The 18,914-nt window shown below is 43.4% G+C and carries 17 protein-coding genes; 5 read left to right on the forward strand and 12 right to left on the reverse strand.

Annotated features, from left to right (window positions below):
- Positions 1 to 2: 2 nt before the first annotated feature.
- Together R7F64_RS15150 and R7F64_RS15155 are read right to left on the reverse strand one after the other, a co-directional pair.
- On the reverse strand, positions 3 to 722 hold the full coding sequence (locus R7F64_RS15150) for a 3'-5' exonuclease (RefSeq protein WP_005376881.1): 720 nt from the start codon (positions 720 to 722) through the stop codon (positions 3 to 5).
- Between the two features lie 8 nt (positions 723 to 730).
- Positions 731 to 2,620, reverse strand: coding sequence for a DUF294 nucleotidyltransferase-like domain-containing protein (locus tag R7F64_RS15155; RefSeq protein WP_318071868.1), 1,890 nt, complete (start codon positions 2,618 to 2,620; stop codon positions 731 to 733).
- 314 nt (positions 2,621 to 2,934) lie between these two features.
- Here R7F64_RS15155 and R7F64_RS15160 point away from each other — a divergent pair, with 314 nt between their 5' ends.
- Entirely contained in the window at positions 2,935 to 3,576 is a 642-nt protein-coding gene (locus R7F64_RS15160; protein ID WP_064368581.1) for an outer membrane beta-barrel protein, read from the forward strand.
- A gap of 89 nt (positions 3,577 to 3,665) precedes the next feature.
- Here the strand turns inward: R7F64_RS15160 and R7F64_RS15165 are convergent, their stop codons facing one another.
- The 3 genes from R7F64_RS15165 to R7F64_RS15175 all read right to left on the reverse strand — a co-directional run bounded on the left by R7F64_RS15165 (position 3,666) and on the right by R7F64_RS15175 (position 5,964).
- Complete coding sequence (locus R7F64_RS15165; protein ID WP_017636105.1) at positions 3,666 to 4,856, reverse strand: amino acid aminotransferase; 1,191 nt, start codon at positions 4,854 to 4,856, stop codon at positions 3,666 to 3,668.
- 332 nt (positions 4,857 to 5,188) lie between these two features.
- Entirely contained in the window at positions 5,189 to 5,488 is a 300-nt protein-coding gene (locus tag R7F64_RS15170; protein ID WP_005376885.1) for a hypothetical protein, read from the reverse strand.
- A gap of 245 nt (positions 5,489 to 5,733) precedes the next feature.
- Positions 5,734 to 5,964 (reverse strand): hypothetical protein, encoded by a 231-nt coding sequence (locus R7F64_RS15175; RefSeq protein WP_065274663.1) that lies wholly within the window; start codon positions 5,962 to 5,964, stop codon positions 5,734 to 5,736.
- A 259-nt stretch (positions 5,965 to 6,223) separates the two neighbouring features.
- Here R7F64_RS15175 and R7F64_RS15180 point away from each other — a divergent pair, with 259 nt between their 5' ends.
- Positions 6,224 to 7,615, forward strand: coding sequence for a PLP-dependent aminotransferase family protein (locus R7F64_RS15180; protein ID WP_238975141.1), 1,392 nt, complete (start codon positions 6,224 to 6,226; stop codon positions 7,613 to 7,615).
- 98 nt (positions 7,616 to 7,713) lie between these two features.
- Positions 7,714 to 7,893: a hypothetical protein gene (locus R7F64_RS15185; protein ID WP_318071869.1), complete on the forward strand. Its 180-nt coding sequence runs from the start codon at positions 7,714 to 7,716 to the stop codon at positions 7,891 to 7,893.
- 136 nt (positions 7,894 to 8,029) lie between these two features.
- Here the strand turns inward: R7F64_RS15185 and asnS are convergent, their stop codons facing one another.
- Together asnS and R7F64_RS15195 are read right to left on the reverse strand one after the other, a co-directional pair.
- Positions 8,030 to 9,430, reverse strand: a complete 1,401-nt coding sequence (asnS, locus tag R7F64_RS15190; protein ID WP_033905631.1) for an asparagine--tRNA ligase — start codon at positions 9,428 to 9,430, stop codon at positions 8,030 to 8,032.
- A gap of 189 nt (positions 9,431 to 9,619) precedes the next feature.
- Positions 9,620 to 11,245: a methyl-accepting chemotaxis protein gene (locus tag R7F64_RS15195; protein WP_318071870.1), complete on the reverse strand. Its 1,626-nt coding sequence runs from the start codon at positions 11,243 to 11,245 to the stop codon at positions 9,620 to 9,622.
- 293 nt (positions 11,246 to 11,538) lie between these two features.
- Between R7F64_RS15195 and queD the strand changes: the two genes are divergently transcribed.
- Positions 11,539 to 11,901 (forward strand): 6-carboxytetrahydropterin synthase QueD, encoded by a 363-nt coding sequence (queD, locus tag R7F64_RS15200; protein ID WP_005376896.1) that lies wholly within the window; start codon positions 11,539 to 11,541, stop codon positions 11,899 to 11,901.
- 89 nt (positions 11,902 to 11,990) lie between these two features.
- Here queD and R7F64_RS15205 read toward each other — a convergent pair whose 3' ends face one another.
- From R7F64_RS15205 to R7F64_RS15225, 5 genes are all read right to left on the reverse strand, one after another.
- Entirely contained in the window at positions 11,991 to 12,458 is a 468-nt protein-coding gene (locus R7F64_RS15205) for a GNAT family N-acetyltransferase (protein WP_017636099.1), read from the reverse strand.
- 94 nt (positions 12,459 to 12,552) lie between these two features.
- Positions 12,553 to 14,268 (reverse strand): EAL domain-containing protein, encoded by a 1,716-nt coding sequence (locus R7F64_RS15210; RefSeq protein ID WP_042522777.1) that lies wholly within the window; start codon positions 14,266 to 14,268, stop codon positions 12,553 to 12,555.
- Positions 14,269 to 14,479: 211 nt separating this feature from the next.
- On the reverse strand, positions 14,480 to 15,841 hold the full coding sequence (locus R7F64_RS15215) for an L-serine ammonia-lyase (protein WP_005376899.1): 1,362 nt from the start codon (positions 15,839 to 15,841) through the stop codon (positions 14,480 to 14,482).
- Between the two features lie 97 nt (positions 15,842 to 15,938).
- A complete protein-coding gene (locus R7F64_RS15220; RefSeq protein ID WP_005388284.1) occupies positions 15,939 to 17,192 on the reverse strand; it encodes an aromatic amino acid transport family protein in 1,254 nt (417 codons plus the stop codon).
- A gap of 345 nt (positions 17,193 to 17,537) precedes the next feature.
- On the reverse strand, positions 17,538 to 18,137 hold the full coding sequence (locus tag R7F64_RS15225; protein WP_005376901.1) for a CoA pyrophosphatase: 600 nt from the start codon (positions 18,135 to 18,137) through the stop codon (positions 17,538 to 17,540).
- Positions 18,138 to 18,368: 231 nt separating this feature from the next.
- On the opposite strand from R7F64_RS15225, the gene R7F64_RS15230 reads away from it, so the two are divergent.
- Positions 18,369 to 18,908, forward strand: coding sequence for a heme NO-binding domain-containing protein (locus R7F64_RS15230; protein WP_237307216.1), 540 nt, complete (start codon positions 18,369 to 18,371; stop codon positions 18,906 to 18,908).
- The last annotated feature ends 6 nt before the right edge of the window (positions 18,909 to 18,914 follow it).

The following is an 18,914-nucleotide window of genomic DNA, read 5'->3' on the forward strand; positions in this document are numbered from 1 at the left end:
TATTACAGCCAGAACTCACTGATGGGTTGCTCTTCACTGTAATGATGGGCGATTTGCGCTTGCAGTAGCTCTGCGGTAGCAATTGCATCGGTTAATGCATGGTGAGGCGTATAGTCTGGCAGCCCATAACGGCGTCGAGATTGCGCTAGCCTAACCGATTCTGGCTTTTTCCCTTTTAAACGCTCCCAGAGAGAGCCGGAACGTTTCTGTTGAATGGTTTCTTCAAGGTGCAGCGTATCTAAAACAGGAAACTCAATACCTTCCCCTAAACGGCTTTTGAGCGCTTTATCCAGAAACTCTCTCTCGATACGACGGTAATGAACAACAATGATTTTCCCGCTTAAGCATGGTAGCAGCTCGCTTAAGATATCGCCTAAGTCAGGTGCATCGATCAATTCGCTGTGAGTAATACCGTGTATAATGACTGAATCTTCATCGAGTGCACGCTGTGGACGTACCTTCCAATGACGCGAGTTACGTAGGAAAATTCGCTTCAGGTTAAACGGCACTAAACCAATAGTAATGATGTCATGTTTTTCAGGATTCAAACCCGTCGTTTCGAAATCTAACGCCACGAACTCCACCTCAGATAACGGTGTTTCTGGAGCAGGCGGCTTGTTGCTATAAAACGCAATTAAATTCTCATCCTTCGCCATCTCCAGCTTTTGTTCAAACTTCGTTGGCCACTGAATGGTTGGCTTCTGAAAGAGCTTTTTAATCATGCTAAACCTCACTTAAAGCTCTTGTTCGCTTGGTAGCGGAACTTAAGGAAATTTTGACCATTGCTTAGGATCTGGAATGCATCCTTTAGGTTGCGACGTTCAAACTCAGAGAGGTTTTCCGGTTCGATATTGTTATCAGGCTCAATGCCTAGTTCCACATCCGTCGCTTGGTGACGGATACGTACCATGGAAATAAATTCTAACGCGTCTTTTAAGTCTTGTGCTCGACCTTTTGGCAAAATGCCAGCATCAATAATGTCGTCAAGACGCTCAAACGAGTTCTGTGCACGTGAACCAACCGCCAGAGAGTGAACGCGAATTAAGTCGACCAGAGGAGCAGTACCGCGACGTTTGAGGTTGATGGAGTTGTTGTGTCTGCCATCTTTTTCCATCACGAAGTCTTTAAAGAAGCCTAGAGGTGGTGTTCTGTTTAGTGCGTTACGAGCCAAACACGCTAAGAAGCGGTTGTTCTTTCGAGCGCGACGAACAATAAAGCTAGTTAACTGTTCTGCCCATTTTAAGCGGCCATAGACGCCATCCAAGTCGAAAAAGATGGAGGCGTTGAGTAGTGCTTTCGGGTTCGGGTTATCAATCCAGTCAGCAAAACACTCTTCCCACTCTGAACGAGTCATGCGCCACAGTAGGTTGGTTGCCATAATATCGCCTGTGCAATATTTGTAGCCACAGGCATCTAACCCATCGCTGACGTATTTTGCTAGGGCTTCGAAGTATTTACCATGTTTCTCTTCTTGATAGGTCTCATCTAGAATGATGGCGTTATCTTGGTCAGTCACCAACAGTTGCTCATCTCGCCCCATTGAACCAAGTGCAAGGAAACAATAAGGAATTGGCGGTGGGCCAAGCTCTTCTTCTGCCATTTCTAGCAGACGCTGTTTGAAGCTTCGGCCAATGACCGACATCGCGCTACCCACCATGTGAGAGTTGGCATCTTCATTGACCAGACGCACGAAGCTGCTTTTCACTTCTTCGGCAACAACTGCTAAATCTTCGATAGTCTGTTGTTGGAAAATACTACTCACCAGCAACAACGAATTCTGAGATTCATAACGAACAATGTCGGTTGTTTCGATAATACCAATTGGTAATTGGTTTTTTACCACTGGTAGGTGATGTACGTTGTAACGCAGCATCGTTAACATTGCTTCATAGATGTAAGCGTTGTGGTCAAGAGACATGACCTCCGTGGTCATCACACTAGACACATCGTCCTGTGGGGACAAACCTTCAGCTAACACACGGGTACACAAATCACGGTCAGTAATGATACCAAGTACTGGGGACTGTGGATCGTCTTCGTCACGAACGAAATCTGGGTCGACGATAAGTAAAGCCGATACGTTGTCATTCGCCATTTGCTGCGCGGCTTGCTGGATTGTCTGACCACGATCAATCGTATGAGCATCGCCAGTCAGCAAGGTTTTCACTTTCGACGTCGTCAGGTCATTGGCGTCTTTGTTTTCTGAAATGGCTTGGCGTAAACGAGCGCTATTTTCAACTTCAACAAAATCCGCAAAGGAATCAAAGTTATCGTAAATTTCTTGGAAAATGTCACCAGGAATACAGTAGAGCAGGGTATCCTCAATGGCTTTTACCGGAAAGCGGACTTTGTTATTGGTGAGCATGCCCATCTGGCCAAATAGGTCACCTTCGTCAAGGCGGTTATACAGCTCACCTTTGCGTCGATAAACTTCAACAACACCGCTTCGCACCACGTATAAATCTTGGATATAGTCTCCAAAATGGATGATGGGGGTATCTTCTCGGTAGTACGAGATTTCGACACTCTCTGTCACCTTGTTTAGTGTTTCTTCAGGGAGTTCATTGAACGGGGGATACTTGGCGAGAAAGTTGTAAATCTCGAGAAGTTCTGCATCCATCGAAGGCGCCTTTTAGTTCGCAAATAATAAAGTAATCTTAACTTAGTTTTAAAACAGAGTCTTATCTGAACCGCGATTTTCGTGCTCAGTCATAAGATTCTGACATATCGCACGATAAGGGAGCTTCATTTTTACTACTATATGGTCACCTCAATTGAAAAAGACGTCGTCGATATGTTTTCTTCGTGATGACTGATTAGATCTTTGGCTGTTTCAGATCGTTATCACGTCTTTAGATTAAGCTATTCTTCTTGAGCCAAGTAGCTCAGGCGATGGAATACAGTGTTTAGATAATTCTCATGAAAGGAAGTCGAATGGTGAGAAATTTATTGCTTGTTTCTTTAGCTGCTTTGCCGGCGATATCAAGCGCAGCGGTCATGGACCAAGCAGAAAAATTTGGGTACGAACACATTCATTTGGATGTTGGTGCCGGAACGACAAACGAAGAATGGTTAGATAACTCTAATGCGACCACAGTTGGACTCGGTGGTAACTATTTGTTTACTGAGAACTGGTTGTTTAATGTTGATTACTCAGCGCAGTTTTTCCATCCGGATGATTTTACTCTTCGCATTGACCGCCTTTTGTTTGGTGGTGGTTACCGTTATGGAGTTACAGAGCAATTCGATATCTACGGGCTATATGGAATAGGCGCAATCAAAGCGAAAGCGACGGACGACAAAACGGATAATACGTTGTCTTCCGATAGCGAATTGATTCAAGCTGTAACTGTTGGGGTGAATTACTTGCTCAGTGAAAAGCTTATTGCGACAGCTGAAGTGGAGTTGAACAGTAGTGATATCGTTGATGAGAACAATTTTAAGATCGGTCTTAACTACCAATGGCATAAAGTCATCGGCACTGGTCTTTTTTATCAGTTTAGAGATACTGATTACAGCGGTGAAAGCTCAGATTACGTCAATGAAGTTGGGCTGAGTTTGAAGTTTGTCTACTAGATCGGACGGGTTCGTTTTTGGCGTTAAGTTAAAACAAAAAAGGTCAGCTTATGCTGACCTTTCCTTTTAATAAAGTATGCGACAGTCGATTATAAAACCGCTGCAATGCCTTTACACAGAGGGCCCATATTTGACTTCGTCATACCAGCAACACTGATTCGGCCAGAACCGACAATGTAAATACCGAACTCTTCTTTAAGGCGGTTAACTTGCTCTTTAGAAAGACCAGAGAAAGAGAACATACCATTTTGACGTTCGATGAAACTAAAGTCTGCGTCCACACCCTCTGCTTTTAGTGTCGCTACAAATAGTTCACGCATTTCTTGAATGCGGTCACGCATTTCTGCTACTTCAGCTTCCCATTCCGCACGCATTTCGGCGTTGCCAAGAATGTGAGTCACGACAGCGCTGCCGTGTGCAGGTGGGTTAGAGTAGATAGAGCGAATAATGGCTTTAACTTGAGAAAAAGCGGTTGTTGCGACTTCTTCTGACTCAGCTACTAACGTGAAGGCACCTACGCGTTCATTGTATAGGCCAAAGTTTTTCGAGAAAGAGCTCGCGACTAGGATTTCTTTGTTGTATTTAGCAAAAGTACGAAGACCTGCAGCATCTTCTTCCACACCTTTAGCAAAGCCTTGGTAGGCGAAGTCGAACAGAGGAAGCAATTTCTTCTCTGCGACAAGTTTCGCCAATGTTTCCCATTCTTCAGCTGTAGGATCGATCCCTGTAGGGTTGTGACAGCAGCCGTGTAGAAGCACGATGTCGCCTTCAGATGCAGATTGAAGATCATTTAGCATCGCATCGAAGTCTTTGTCTTTTGTTTCAGCATTGTAGTAGCTGTATTGTGCCGTTTCGATACCAGCAGCAGTAAATACGCCGTTGTGGTTTGCCCATGTAGGGTTGCTGATCCAGATCTTTACATCGCCTAGTTGACGTTTAATGAACTCGCCGGCAACACGTAGTGCACCAGTACCACCCGGAGCTTGAGCTGTTTTAGCGCGTTTTTCGTTTACAATTTCTGCATCAGAGCCGAAAAGCAGTTTTTGCACTGCAATGCCGTACTCTGCTGTGCCTTCGATGGTTAGGTAAGATTTGGTTTTTTCAGTTTCAACAAGTGCTGCTTCAGCTTTCTTTACTGTCGCAAGAACGGGAGTTTCGCCTTGCTCGTTTTTGTAAATACCTACGCCAAGGTTAATTTTGTCTGCGCGAGCATCTTTTTTAAACTCTTCAGTAAGGCCAAGAATAGGGTCAGCCGGAGCGGCAACTACTTTTTCAAACATAATCTTCATCCATGTTAATCGAAGGGGTGTGCTAACATTTATACCTTTCAGCAATATTGGTTACAACCGTTACTGAAAAGAAAACCTAAAAAAGTTGCGATTTGAAACAGAATTCTAACATAACTAAAGTTTTTGCCATGAAAACGTTTGGTAGGCACAGAGTTTGAAGGGCATTTATGCCATGGTTGGAGAAGTTTTGCACACATCCCAATCGTTTCAATTCAGTGCTTTGCGTTAACGCGTTTATAGTTGTCTAGTGAGGATTTGTTGAGACAAAAACGCCCCACCAAAGGTGGAGCGTTTACTGTTAGAAGTATGGATATCGGTTGGGGTTATTTCTTCAGATTGATTTCCGACTCAACCGCATTGGTTTCGATGTCAGGGTTAGAAGAAAGTTTTTCAGTCGCCCAGTCGTTCATATGCTTTAAGATCGCTTTTAATGCGTGTTTTTCGGTTGGTACTTCTGTCTTTTCAACTTCAAGTTTTTGCTTCGGATGCGTACCCGTCGCATCTTCTGCAACGTGTAACCAATCTGGATGCCAGTAATAAGGTTGGCCGGAAGGAGAGCTCCAAGAATGTACGCCGTTGGATTCACCTTTGTATTTAATATCTTCTTCGTTGTATTTCGCCATTATTGTTTTCTCTCATAATCCATGAGTTGAGGTGTGCATCACCATTACTATTTAAATGTAACAGATGTAATGAAAATTAATGTGATAACAATCGACTTATTTTGCCCTTTGAACGCGATAGAAGATGCGTACTTCTCATTCAGAAGAATTTACTATTTGGCAGGTTTTAGCTTTATTTGTGTTTAAAGCATACGACGATGGATTCGCCTACCTAATGCTATTCTTGAACGGTGATAGAGCCTAAACTACTCATCATTCAAGTGTTTGAGAATCGCCGCTTTTGCATGCTCTTCTGTCGCTGTTTCTCCATCAGGGACTTCAAGATCAGCCTTTTTGTGTTCACCCAAAGCATCTTCAGCGATATGCAGCCAATCAGGATGCCAATAATAAGGGGTGGTACTGCCAGGATGGTCCCAACTATGTACACCTTTATGTTTTCCGCGATACAAGAGATCGTCCATTGTAAAAACTTTCATCGCTTCCTCCTGATTTAAAGACCGTAGCTCGAAGTGAGTTTAACGCACTCAGTCCAACGTAAAACCTTGGCTTTTAGGTATTGCAAAGATGTGAGGCAATATGTGTGTAACAGTCAAAGTATGGGATATAAACGCTCACTTCGTGGCTGAAATATCTATTGATAAGCTTGATAAATTACGTTGCTAAATTGAATACTCCCATATCAGAATGCTGGCGCGAAGTATGCTATGGTGCGGCTGTAAGTGAAATGAGGGAAACATGAACCGATACCGTCAACTGGCTGAGCTGTTCAAAACGCAGATTCAGCAAAATACATGGAGAGCAGGGGAAAAGCTGCCATCAGTGCGTGTAACAAGCCGAAACCATTCTGTCAGCGCAGGTACGGTATTACAAGCTTATCAGCTGCTCGAAGCACAAGGTTGGGTCGCAGCGAAACCTCAGTCTGGATACTTTGTGACTGCGGAGTTGGACCGCTTCGAACCGAGTTCTCCAGCCACTTCCGTTTATCGCTCCAGCATCAACGATGAACTTTACGACTACCTCAAAAATCAGGCCTCATCGAATGCGGTGAAGTTTGGCTCCGCGTTTCCAGACCCAGCATTGTTCCCATTAGAAGCGCTAAACCGCAACCTAGCCAGCTCAGGCAGGAAGATGGGGGCAGAGACGTTATTGGATAACTTGCCGCCGGGCTGTGAGTCTCTACGCCGTTTGATTGCTCAACGGTACATCCAACAAGGTATGGTGTTTACCCATGATGATGTTGTCGTTACTTCTGGCGCATTAGAAGCGTTGAATTTGAGCCTTCAGGCCGTGACCCAGCCTGGAGATACTGTTGTAGTTGAATCACCGACGTTTTATGGCGCACTTCAAGCGATTGAACGTTTAGGTCTAAAGGCGATAGAAATAACGGTGGATCCGTTAACTGGACATTCAGTGGATCAAATTGAAGCGACTTTTGCCGACAATGATGTTCGCGCATGTTGGTTAATGACTAACTTTCACAATCCAACAGGAACCTTATTAAGTGACGGGCAGAAGCAACGTATCGTCGAACTGGCTGATAAATACGATGTGTACTTGATCGAAGATGATGTGTATTCAGAGCTTTATTTTTCTGAAAAAAAGCCAAGCTCACTTAAAGCTTTTGATACACAAGAACGCGTGTTGCATTGTGGATCATTTTCAAAAAGCCTTTGCCCTGGCTATAGGCTGGGCTGGGTGGTAAACAAACGCTTCAATGAGCAACTTCAAAAGCTGCAACTTATCTCGACGTTGTCAGGCAGTGCACCAATCCAGCAGGGTATCGCGCATTACTTGCAAAACGATAGTTATGATAGCCATCTTAGAAAACTGCGAAAGAATCTTGAGCAGCGGCAATTGGCGTTTATTGAACTGGTTGATAAGTACTTTCCCCAATCGATTCGTTACACGCAACCGGAAGGCGGCTATTTTCTTTGGATAGAACTGCCGAAAACAAAGTGCGGAAAAGCGATTTATCAGAAGTTATTGGAAGCGAACATCACTGTAGCATTTGGTCAGTTGTTTTCTATCGCTCCAAATTATGAGAACTACCTGAGGCTTAATACATCGTTACTTGTAAATGATGAATTAGAACAAGCCGTGAAGACGGTCGGAGAATTACTTCATTAGCCAACTGTTTACCTGTTTTTTGCTCAAACTGTATCAGTGGACGATACCGAAGCTGTGTTTCAATCATGGGCAGACAACCATTTAGGTTAGGAGCCGTAATGAAAAAGCAGTTGGTAAAGCATGAACTTAGGTTGATGGGTGTTGCTATTTTTAGCGCATTTTTGTTGGTGTTTGCACACTTGATATTGGCGAAATCTTTCTCTCATATGGTTTGGACGGAATACACTGCTGCCGTTATCCCATTTGTGATGTTTGGCTTGTGTGTGGTTGGAGTATAATACGCAGCGCGAGCAGATGAGGATGACGACGGAAATAACAACTAGAGTGCATACATCGGTTGCTAGAAAATCATTCGTACAAAATAAAAGACCTCCACATGGGAGGTCTTTTTAATTCAATATCACTAAAAAGTGATTAGAAGTTCGCAGAGCGAGGAGTACGTGGGAATGGGATCACGTCACGAACGTTGCCCATACCAGTTACGTAAGATACTAGGCGCTCGAAGCCTAGACCGAAGCCTGCGTGTGGCACTGTACCGTATTTACGTAGGTCGCGGTACCAGTTCATATGTTCAGGATCGATACCCACTTCACGCATACGTGCATCTAGAATGTCTAGGCGCTCTTCACGCTGAGAACCACCGATGATTTCGCCGATGCCCGGTGCTAGAACGTCCATCGCTGCAACTGTTTTACCGTCATCGTTAGCACGCATGTAGAATGCTTTGATGTCTTTCGGGTAGTTCTTAACGATTACAGGTGCTTTGAAGTGTTCTTCAGCAAGGAAACGCTCGTGCTCAGAAGACATATCGATACCCCATTCAACTGGGAATTCGAACTCACGACCTGAATCAAGAAGGATCTGGATTGCGTCAGTGTAGTCAACCTGCGCGAAGTCAGAAGAAACGAACTGCTCTAGACGAGTGATTGCTTCTTTGTCGATGCGTTGAGCGAAGAACTCAAGGTCATCGCGACACTCTGCAAGCACTGCTTTAAACACGTACTTGAGCATGTCTTCAGCCAGTTTCGCTACATCATCCAGTTCTGCGAACGCAACTTCAGGCTCAACCATCCAGAACTCTGCTAGGTGGCGGCTTGTGTTTGAGTTTTCAGCTCGGAAAGTAGGGCCGAAAGTGTAAACTTTGCTTAGCGCACAAGCGTAAGCTTCTGCGTTTAGCTGACCAGATACGGTTAGGAACGTCTCTTTACCGAAGAAGTCTTCGTTGTAGTCCACTTTACCAGCGTCAGTGCGAGGAAGGTTTTCCATGTCTAGCGTAGATACGCGGAACATTTCACCAGCGCCTTCAGCATCTGAAGCCGTGATCAACGGCGCAGATACCCAGAAGTAACCTTGCTCGTGGTAGAAGCGGTGGATTGCTTGAGATAGGCAGTTACGTACACGTGCTACTGCACCGATTACGTTTGTGCGCGGACGTAGGTGCGCAACTTCACGTAGGTACTCGATTGAGTGACGAGTTTTTGCCATTGGGTAAGTTTCAGCATCTTCAACCCAACCAACCACTTTAACGTCAGTGGCAGCAAGTTCGAAGTCTTGACCCTTTGCAGGAGATTCAACAATCTTACCAGTTACTTCAACAGAGCAGCCAGTCGTTAGCTTTAATACTTCGTCTTCGTAATTATTAAGATTATTTGGGACCACGGCCTGAATCGGGTCGAAACAAGAGCCGTCATATATGGCAAGGAAAGAGATTCCAGCTTTGGAATCACGACGTGAACGGATCCAGCCACGAACAGTCACTTCGCTGTCTACTGCTAGCTGACCTTTCAATACGTCTGATACAGGCGCGTAAGTCATGTTTTCAATATTCTCCATTGAGGTAAAAATTCAACTCAACGCTTACTTAAAGTACTTGTCTAATAACATTTTTGTTCAAAAAACAAGCTAAGCGCTGAGTTGGGTAGCATTTTACAGATTCAACGAGACATATTACCTGTCAATTCGCTCGCATCAACCTTTATATTCGTTTTGATGGGGAGAATCTCTCTATTTATTCACTCTTTTGTGCTCTGAAAGTGTGAATTGGTTTAGTAATTGCTCTAAACGTTCGGATAGATGCTCTAAATCAACACTAATATCACGCGTGTGCGATGCCGATTGCGATGTGTCGTTAGCATGCAGTGTGATCACATCTATTTTAGATTGAATATGCTGACTTACATCAGATGTGGTTTGCGTCTGGTTTTGGATATCTTCTGCATGTCTGAGCACTTGGCGCATTTCGTCAACAACGTTATGCATTGTGGCTGATAGTGCCTCGACATCGACAGAGCGTTGATGAGCAAACTGGCAGACGGTATCAACAGAAGTTAATGACTCTTCACTTCCTTGCTGGAATTGAGAAATGATATGTTCAATATTACCAGTGGCCTCAGCCGTCCTAGAAGCCAGGTTACGCACTTCTTCCGCGACGACCGCAAAACCGCGCCCTTGCTCTCCGGCTCGGGCGGCTTCAATAGCAGCGTTCAACGCGAGCAGATTGGTTTGTTCTGCAATACCCTTAATAACCACAAGAATGGACGACACTTCTTCGGTTCTTTGATTTAGAGAGCTGATTTTTTCCCGTACGGTATCAATGTTACTTACTAGTTGTTTGATGTCTTCACTGACGTTGTGTGCTTGGTTTGCACTATGAGTGGCGACATCAACGGTGTGATTGACCAAAACAGTAGCGTTGTTAGTCGAGTCCTCAACCGCAGTTTGTTGCTGCAACATATCGGTGATATTACTTTGTACTTCGTTGGTCTCTAGCTGTTGGTTATTGGCCGCTTTATCTGTGGACTGCGCGACAGCAGTTAGTTTACTCGCGGAGTCGGCAAGTGAGTGAGAGGTGTCTTGCACACGTTCTAAGCTTTCGGAGACCGTATCCATGAATGAATTGATTGCAGTAGAAAGTTGGCCCACTTCATCCTGTTGGTGATGCATAAGTCGTTGAGATAGATCTTTGCTATGGCTCACATTCGACATGAATTTCGACGTTCTTTGAATTGGTCGTACAATGATTTTCTGAATCAAACTCATCGTTATGATGAAGCCCACAAATGCGATTACGGCCATTATTCCCATCGCAAACATTGCCTGTTTACTGATCATTGAATTGACATGATTCATGTTGTATTCCAAGCGAATCGCGCCCAACACTTCTCCTGCTGGTGCAACGTGGCAAGAAACGCAGTTGGTGCCACGGTAATTTTCGCTCGATTTCATTGGTAGTGCGACTACTAACCCTTTGCCCCAATCGGCTGAGATTGGTTCAATCACCAGTTCACCATTCAACGCTCGTTGATCAATATCATCGACAGGCTGCTGGTTTTGTTGCCCAGGTCCGTAAAGTTTGGTCACAGTATCAGCTCGCAACACGCGAACTGCTTCAATGCCTTCTTGGGCCAGGGCCTTTTGACGTAAGGTTTCTTTTTGCGACATGGTGCCCGTAAGCATCATCATATTTAGGCTATCGAAATAATTACTAGCCTTATCATGGAGTTGTTCACTAAGAACATCATTGATTAAGGTTTTTTGTTGATGGTATTGGTAAGCCGTAGAGGCAGCTAGAACGCAGCTGAAGACAGCAATTAACGCCAGTAAGAGCTTAAAAGTGATAGTTGAGCGCATAAATTTATAAGTGTAATTGGAACGAACTGCACAATATTAATGTGCACAAATGCGCACTGCGAACAACGAAATGAATGATTGTGACCCCACACATGTTGGGGATATGTAATTGTGATGTGAGTGCTGTGTAATCAAATGTTTGGCGCGTGACAGAAATACGGCGCTTTGGTGTGAGTGATAGCAAAGAGGCCGGGAACTAGCGGAAGTTTTTGCTACGCTTGTATGGGGTAACGCTTGTCTCTTGGCAGCGAATTCCTTAGTATTGCCTGTCTTTTTAAAGCCTGAGAATCAAGATGAAAACAGAATTATACAAAGAGTTTATGTTCGAAGCAGCACACCATTTGCCACACGTACCAGAAGGTCACAAGTGTGGTCGTTTGCACGGACACTCTTTCCTTGTTCGTCTTTATGTAGAAGGTGAAGTTGATCCACATACAGGTTGGGTAGTGGATTTTGCAGAGATCAAAGCTGCGTTTAAACCAATTTACAATCGCTTAGACCATTACTACCTAAACGACATTGAAGGGTTAGAGAACCCGACTAGCGAAGTGTTAGCAAAATGGATTTGGCAGCAGCTTAAGCCAAGCTTACCACTGCTAAGTAAAGTAGAAATCAAAGAAACGTGCACAGCGGGTTGTATTTACAAAGGCGAATAAGTCACTTTCTATTGAGCATTAAACAAAGGCAAGCGAGAAGCTTGCCTTTGTTGTATCTGAATGGCCCAATTTTGATTATGCTTCACCAGTTAGCTTAATGGGTGTCGTAGAATCCATTCTTTTTCATTATCACCCAATGTTGTTTCCTCTGTATTAATGAATCCGCACGCATCAAAAAAACTGATAGCGTATTGCTGACTTTGTGGAACAGTGGCGCAAAGAGAGGTGCTTTTAGGGTTAATGGTATACGCATAAAGGAACAGTTTACGCAATGCCTCACTCCCAACCCCTTGACGTTGGAAACGTTGATCAATCATCAAGTACTTAAGCTCCAGTTCGTATCGTTTAGCAAACGGCGCATGTTGGGAGAAACCTTTATCGATAACAAGATAGCCTACTAATAGATCATCAGAATAAATCGTAAAGAACGCCTCTGACTTACTACGTTTTTGATAAGCCATTTCAAACGGTGTAAAAAATCCTTTTTGCTCTTCTTGCACATCCAATTGCATCAAACTTGAAAAATCTTTCAGTTTGGTGGGTTTAATCGCAATCATCGCTCAATCACAAATTGGCGGCATACCTTTATGCCACCACGAGTTTTTATAGAGTATTAGATCTATTTTAAGTAACTAACCGAGTGAAGAAAAGCTAGCAATGAAGAGGGTAATAATAACCTTGGTGAATATAGGCGCCCAATGTTGTGAGTAAGTGAGCACTGTCTGCCGTTTCTACGCCTTCAACAATGACCGTGCAGCGATACGTATTGCCCATAGCAATTAACTGACGCAAGGTTTCTATCTTTTTATCATCAGATTTTAGGCCAATAACAAATTCTCGGTCGATTTTGAGGTAGTCCGGATTCAGCTTGCTGATAAGCGCCACATTATTATTGCCGGTGCCAAAGTCATCAATACTGATTTTACAATCCAGAGCTTTTAGTTTCGCGACATTGTCATAAATCTCAGAGGTATAGTACATCGATGCATTTTCTGTGATTTCGATTGTCAGCAAACGGCAATCCCGATTAGATAGCTCTCTATATAGGATTGAAAAGTTACGCCCTCGCAGCAAAGAAGGACAAACGTTAATGCTGATAGGGATGGGCAACGCTTTTTGTTTGGTGTAGATGGAATCAATCACCAGTAAGGTATGAGTTAGCAGCAATCCATTGCGGATCAGTGTTTCAATAAACCGTTGCGTATTTTTTACCTTAAACCGGGAGAGGGCTTCGTAGTGCACAATCTTTTGTGCCGAAGTGTTATAAATCGGCTCCAGTTTTATTTTGAACTGTCGAATTGCGCACAAGTAAGCCATAAAGGCTTGTAGGGAGCGGTGACGCAGTATAATGAGAAAAAGTAAGCTCAGTAGAATGATACTTTGAAACGGCCCAGAGATGTAATACACCTCTTTATAGCCACTATTCTTTACGTGATAATTGAAGAAGCGTTCATTGGTGTTACCAATCTCTAACGATGTTCCGGTATTCGTTGATAGCTTCATACCGGAAAGAAAAAAACGTGAAATATGATTTTCAACATTGTCGGATAAGTTAATGTTTTTAACACGAACCAAAACAGTTGCGTTATTTAAGTCAAATGATTGGGTAGTGTAATTGCTATTGTTACTCCACTCTTCAAACGCTTTTTTGCTGACAGGGACAACGGTTTCTGGAGTGACTAAGCATCGAATATTGAAACGATCTAGCATCATGCTCGATTCCACCAACTTCACATTATCAAATAGTGACTTCAGTTCGCTTTCATTAGCAAAGCAACTCCTGCGGGAAAGATTCTCTGCAATTTCGAAGGCGTTATCCAGATAATTATGTTTAACGATGCTGTTTATCGCGTAGTAACAGATAGCAAAGAAAATGATCGCAGTGATCAACACAACCCACATTGCTTCTGAATAGATCTTTTTATTACGCAGGCAAATACGAAGCGCTTTGCGAAGACTATTGGTTGTGTATTGATTGATCTTCTGTTGATGTTCGATGCCATTCTGATGGTTGTTTTGCATAGTAAAAGGGATGAAGTATCCGGTCCGGTGAATGTTTTCGATAATGTTTTTGTTAGTGGTTAAATGTTCTTCCGTGAGCTTGCGAAATTTCTTTCTTAGAGCGGCCACCGCGTTTTTAAAGCCATTTTCAGGCAGTGTCATTTTGTATTGTTGAGTGATTTTGCTTTCTATTAACCGCTGACTAATCGGCGTATTTAAACTGCCGTATGTGGCGATAGTTGACAGAATGGCGTACTCATTTGGGTTGACAGGAATGGAGTGGTGGAGTGACTGATTGAGCTCTAGAGATATTTCGTTTTCGGACAAGCAAACGCAGATTTGGTTTCCAATTTCAAACCTAATCATGTGTTGATGTGCTCCAAGTTTAATTTTTGGCTACGTTATCAATAAAGCTAGGGAAGAGATGTGATTTTTTACTGAGATATCCATAATATTTGGATATATTCAACGTTTTAGGTTTTTTTTACTTGTCCTGATAACGCATTCTCCTGGGTTTTTGGGGTATAAAAAAACCCGAGCATAAACTCGGGTTTTGATTGGTATTCAGAAAGGCGTGTTAGCAAATCACTTTGATTGCTAGACCACCTTGAGATGTTTCGCGGTATTTCGCGTTCATGTCTTTACCTGTTTCTAGCATGGTTTCGATAACCTTATCTAGAGAAACAGTTGGAGCTGAAGAGCGACGTAGTGCCATGCGAGTAGAGTTGATTGCTTTTACTGCCGCAATACCGTTACGCTCGATACATGGAACCTGAACCTGACCTGCAACTGGGTCACACGTTAGACCTAAGTTGTGCTCCATTGCGATTTCTGCTGCCATACATACTTGCTCTGGGCTACCACCCATAAGCTCAGCAAGGCCTGCTGCTGCCATAGAACATGCCACGCCAACTTCACCCTGACAGCCAACCTCTGCACCAGAGATCGACGCGTTACGCTTGTAAAGACCACCGATTGCGCCAGAAGCTGCAAAGTAACGGATGTAATCTTTTTCAGTCACAGTTTGGATGAACTTATCGTAGTAAGCCAGTACCGCAGGGATGATGCCACACGCACCGTTAGTTGGTGCTGTAACAACGCGGCCACCTGCTGCGTTCTCTTCGTTTACTGCGAAAGCAAACATGTTTACCCAATCAACAACAGACATTGGGTCGTTTGTTGTCTTTTCTGAAGTAAGTAGCTGCTGGCGAAGTGCTGCTGCACGGCGAGGCACACGCAGTGGACCAGGCAAAATACCTTCTTCATTCATACCGCGATCCATACACTCGCGCATTGTGCGCCAGATGTTTGCGAAATAAGTACGAGTTTCTTCATCTGAATGAAGCGCATGCTCATTCTTCATGGTTAGTGCGCTGATGGACAATCCACTTTCGTGGCATTGGTTAACCAGTTCCTCTGCCGTTGTAAACGGGTAAGGTACTTTTACTGGGTTTTCAGCTTCTTTACCGAAATTTTCTTCATCAACGATGAAACCACCGCCGATAGAGTAGTAAGTTTTTGAGTACGCCTTTTCGTCATCAATCCAAGCGTGGATCTGCATGCCGTTTTCGTGTAGCTCTAGGTTTGTTTTGTGGAAGTTCATTCCACCTTCACGTGGGAACGATACTGTGTGACAGTGCATGCCAACAGGAAGGCGTTCAGTTTCTTCTACACGAGCGATAAAGCCCGGGATAGAATCGATATCAACTTTCTCAGGAGTGTTGCCTGCAAGACCCATGATGATAGCAATATCTGTGTGGTGACCTTTCCCTGTCAGTGATAGTGATCCATAAACGTCAACGGTGATTTTAGTGATGTCGCGCAGTTTTCCCATTGCACGAAGATCATCAATAAACTCTTTACCCGCTTTCATTGGGCCTACAGTGTGTGAGCTTGAAGGTCCAACACCGATTTTATAGATATCAAAAACACTAATCATATCGATTACCTCAGAAGAAAGCCTCCCAAGGGGAGTTGGGAGGCTTAATTTTATCGTTATATTTTTGGATTAATCATACTGCAACGGGCAGAGATGATTAAAGAGCGCCGTAGATTACAGAACTAATTGCAGCAAGACCACAGATTGCTGTGAAAATTTGCACAGGTGCTGAAGTTTTGTACTTAGCCATCGCAGGAACTTTTTGCATTGCGAAGATTGGCATCAAGAATAGGATTGCCGCAATCATCGGTGCACCCATTGTTTCAATCATACCTAGGATGCTTGGGTTAACGATAGCAACGATCCAAGTTGTGATTACAATGAAGATTAGAGACATCTTCTCGATCTTACTTACTGGTGATTTTGAACGAGATTTCACTAGACCAACTAGACCTTCGTGCGCACCCAAGAAGTGGCCAAAGTAGCTAGAGGTGATCGCTGCGAAAGCAACCAATGGACCCATGTAAGAGATCAGTGGAGATTCATGCACGTTTGCTAGGTAAGAGAGAACAGAGATGTTTTGCTCTTGCGCCGTTGCTAGTTGCTCTGGAGACAGAGAAAGTACAACAGAGAAAACGAAGAACATAACAAAGCCCATCAGCATCATTGCTGCGCCACCGGTGATAGCGTCAGTTTTCTTAACTGCGTCATCACCGTATACACGACGTTGCTCTTTAGAGAACTGAGAAATGATTGGGCTGTGGTTGAAAGAGAACACAATAACAGGGATTGCTAGCCAAACGATAGCTGGCATTGCACCCCAGTCAGGTGACACTTCCATCATTGAAGTGTTCCAACCAGGAATTAGGTATACAGACAGCGCTAGTAGGATGAACACGAGAGGGTAAACCATTGCTGAAGTTGCTTTCAGCATAAGCTCTTTACCGAATACTACGCCTGCTGTCATTGCAGCAATAAGTGCACCAGAAAGTAGCCAGCGAGGAATAGATTCCATGCCCATTTGGTTAACTAGGAAAGAGTCAACTGTGTTTGTGATACCAACACCGTAGATAAGTACGATTGGGTAGATAGCGAAGAAGTAAGCGAACGTAATAAGGTTTGCGCCAGTCTTACCAAAGTGCTCTTCTACTGTGTCGGTGATGTCCGCTTCAGGGTTTTTCGCAGAAAGAACGAAACGAGCTAAAGATTTGTGTGCGAACCAAGTCATTGGTGCTGCGATTAGGGCTAGGATTACTAATGGCCAAAAGCCACCTGCACCTGCTTTAATAGGAAGGAACAGTACACCTGCACCTACTGCCGTACCAAAAAGGGACAGACACCAGGTAAAGTCTTTGTAAGAAAACTTACTAGACGATTGTGCGGTAGAAACCGCAGAAGTAGTTGTATTCATTTTTTAGTTACTCATTTTGGGAACAGGAAATAAGTCGGGAGTAATTTTGCAAGATTTTACACTAGGAAAATTAGATCTAAATCATTTATTGCTTACGCTTATTGAATGATATGTCAAAAACCTGCTTTTTATCACGAAAATGATGTGCTACTCGTGATTTCTGCTAATGAGTAAAATTAGAAAAACTTATCAATAGGGCTGTTTGTATAAATTTATTTCACCGCAAGCGTTTGCGGTGAAAATGGAAAATTAATCTAATGTGAATGAATGTTTATGAAGCAACGTTTTATTAATATTGATGCGCATAATGATCGCGCCTATAAAAGCACCGATATCAACAACTGTTTAATGTGAAATAATATGTTTTTGCATTGATTCGATAATTTGTGCCGTCATGCCCCAGATGAAATGCTGTCTATATGGGATAGCAAATACACGATGACTGCTTCTTTTTAGGTCAAATTTGGTGCTATACAATTTTTTGGGGTTCAGAATATGGTTGGCAGGAACCTCAAAAACTGACTCTACTTCATTTGGGTCAATATGCGTTTTATATTCCGGAGAAACAAAAGCCAAAAAAGGTGTCACATTAAACTGACTAATCGTTGGTAGTGTAGGCAGTTGACCAAACACATGAATATGCTCATCTTCTATCCCAACCTCTTCTTTGGTTTCCCTTAAAGCGGTATTCACGAGCTGAATATCTTCCTGCTCATATTTGCCACCGGGAAAGCTGATTTGTCCCGGATGATGGCGTAAGTGGGCTGCACGCTTAGTCAGAATGACTTGTAACCCGTCATCGCGTTCCACAAAACCGATTAAGACTGCCGCATCTCTCAGGGACTTTTCTTTCATCCATTTCAGTCGTGCAAGGGACTCTTTGTGGTAGCCCGTTGGAAGCCGAAATTGAAAGTTCTGTAGTAAATGAGTTTTGTCGATAACCAAACTGAGTCCTTATTTATCGTGCCTAACCATTATTTATTATACTCAAAGACGGCAAAGCGTATGGCGTTATCGTTACTGGTTACCAAATAAAGCATTCGCATTAAAACACTCGCCAGCACTTTCCCTCTTTGTGTTGTGTGTCTCACTCTGCTTGAACATATTAATTTGAAACTTATAAGGTTATACACCATTCTTTATTTTAGGACGTCACTATAGGGCAAGCATTGGCCAATGAAAGGGATTATTTTCACCGAGTTCATGGAGTTAGTGGAAGAGAAATTCGGTCTTGATGTGTTAGACCAAGTTCTCGACCTTTCTAACGATGAAGGTGTTTACACCGCTGTTGGTAGTTACGATCACAAAGACTTGGTTAAGTTGATCGTGAATCTCAGTAAAGTATCTGGTGTTCCGCCCGAGCAACTACAAGAGGTGTTTGGAGAGTGCGTCTTTTTGAATTTACTTCGCTCCATTCCTAGTCACGCCAGTTTGCAACAGTGTGAAACGACGTTTCAATTTGTTCGCCATGTTGAAGACTTTATTCATGTCGAAGTTAAGAAGCTCTATCCTGATGCTAACCCTCCGCAATTTGATTTCATTAGTGAAAACCAATCCCAATTGGTATTTGACTACCACAGTGCAAGATGTATGTCTCACGTATGCTTAGGATTGATAAAAGGTTGTGCTGCACATTTTGGTGAGGTAGTTCATATCAAACATCAAAACCAGTCAGAAGATGGCAGCAAAGTACGTTTTTGGTTAGAGGTTCAATAAGAACAA

Origin of the sequence: Vibrio sp. Vb1980, from assembly GCF_033338615.1 — a bacterium.
GTDB classification, from domain to species: Bacteria; Pseudomonadota; Gammaproteobacteria; order Enterobacterales; family Vibrionaceae; genus Vibrio; species Vibrio alginolyticus.

Bases quoted from the DNA above. Each gene is read 5' to 3' on its own strand.
- R7F64_RS15170 (WP_005376885.1), bottom strand. From the start codon at position 5,488: ATGGCGAAATACAACGAAGAAGATATTAAATACAAAGGTGAATCCAAC.
- queD (WP_005376896.1), top strand. From the start codon at position 11,539: ATGAAAACAGAATTATACAAAGAGTTTATGTTCGAAGCAGCACACCAT.
- R7F64_RS15180 (WP_238975141.1), top strand. From the start codon at position 6,224: ATGAACCGATACCGTCAACTGGCTGAGCTGTTCAAAACGCAGATTCAG.
- R7F64_RS15230 (WP_237307216.1), top strand. From the start codon at position 18,369: ATGAAAGGGATTATTTTCACCGAGTTCATGGAGTTAGTGGAAGAGAAA.
- R7F64_RS15150 (WP_005376881.1), bottom strand. From the start codon at position 722: ATGATTAAAAAGCTCTTTCAGAAGCCAACCATTCAGTGGCCAACGAAG.
- R7F64_RS15205 (WP_017636099.1), bottom strand. From the start codon at position 12,458: ATGATTGCGATTAAACCCACCAAACTGAAAGATTTTTCAAGTTTGATG.
- R7F64_RS15165 (WP_017636105.1), bottom strand. From the start codon at position 4,856: ATGTTTGAAAAAGTAGTTGCCGCTCCGGCTGACCCTATTCTTGGCCTT.
- R7F64_RS15220 (WP_005388284.1), bottom strand. From the start codon at position 17,192: ATGAATACAACTACTTCTGCGGTTTCTACCGCACAATCGTCTAGTAAG.
- R7F64_RS15215 (WP_005376899.1), bottom strand. From the start codon at position 15,841: ATGATTAGTGTTTTTGATATCTATAAAATCGGTGTTGGACCTTCAAGC.
- R7F64_RS15155 (WP_318071868.1), bottom strand. From the start codon at position 2,620: ATGGATGCAGAACTTCTCGAGATTTACAACTTTCTCGCCAAGTATCCC.
- R7F64_RS15160 (WP_064368581.1), top strand. From the start codon at position 2,935: ATGGTGAGAAATTTATTGCTTGTTTCTTTAGCTGCTTTGCCGGCGATA.
- asnS (WP_033905631.1), bottom strand. From the start codon at position 9,430: ATGACTTACGCGCCTGTATCAGACGTATTGAAAGGTCAGCTAGCAGTA.
- R7F64_RS15175 (WP_065274663.1), bottom strand. From the start codon at position 5,964: ATGAAAGTTTTTACAATGGACGATCTCTTGTATCGCGGAAAACATAAA.
- R7F64_RS15195 (WP_318071870.1), bottom strand. From the start codon at position 11,245: ATGCGCTCAACTATCACTTTTAAGCTCTTACTGGCGTTAATTGCTGTC.
- R7F64_RS15185 (WP_318071869.1), top strand. From the start codon at position 7,714: ATGAAAAAGCAGTTGGTAAAGCATGAACTTAGGTTGATGGGTGTTGCT.
- R7F64_RS15210 (WP_042522777.1), bottom strand. From the start codon at position 14,268: ATGATTAGGTTTGAAATTGGAAACCAAATCTGCGTTTGCTTGTCCGAA.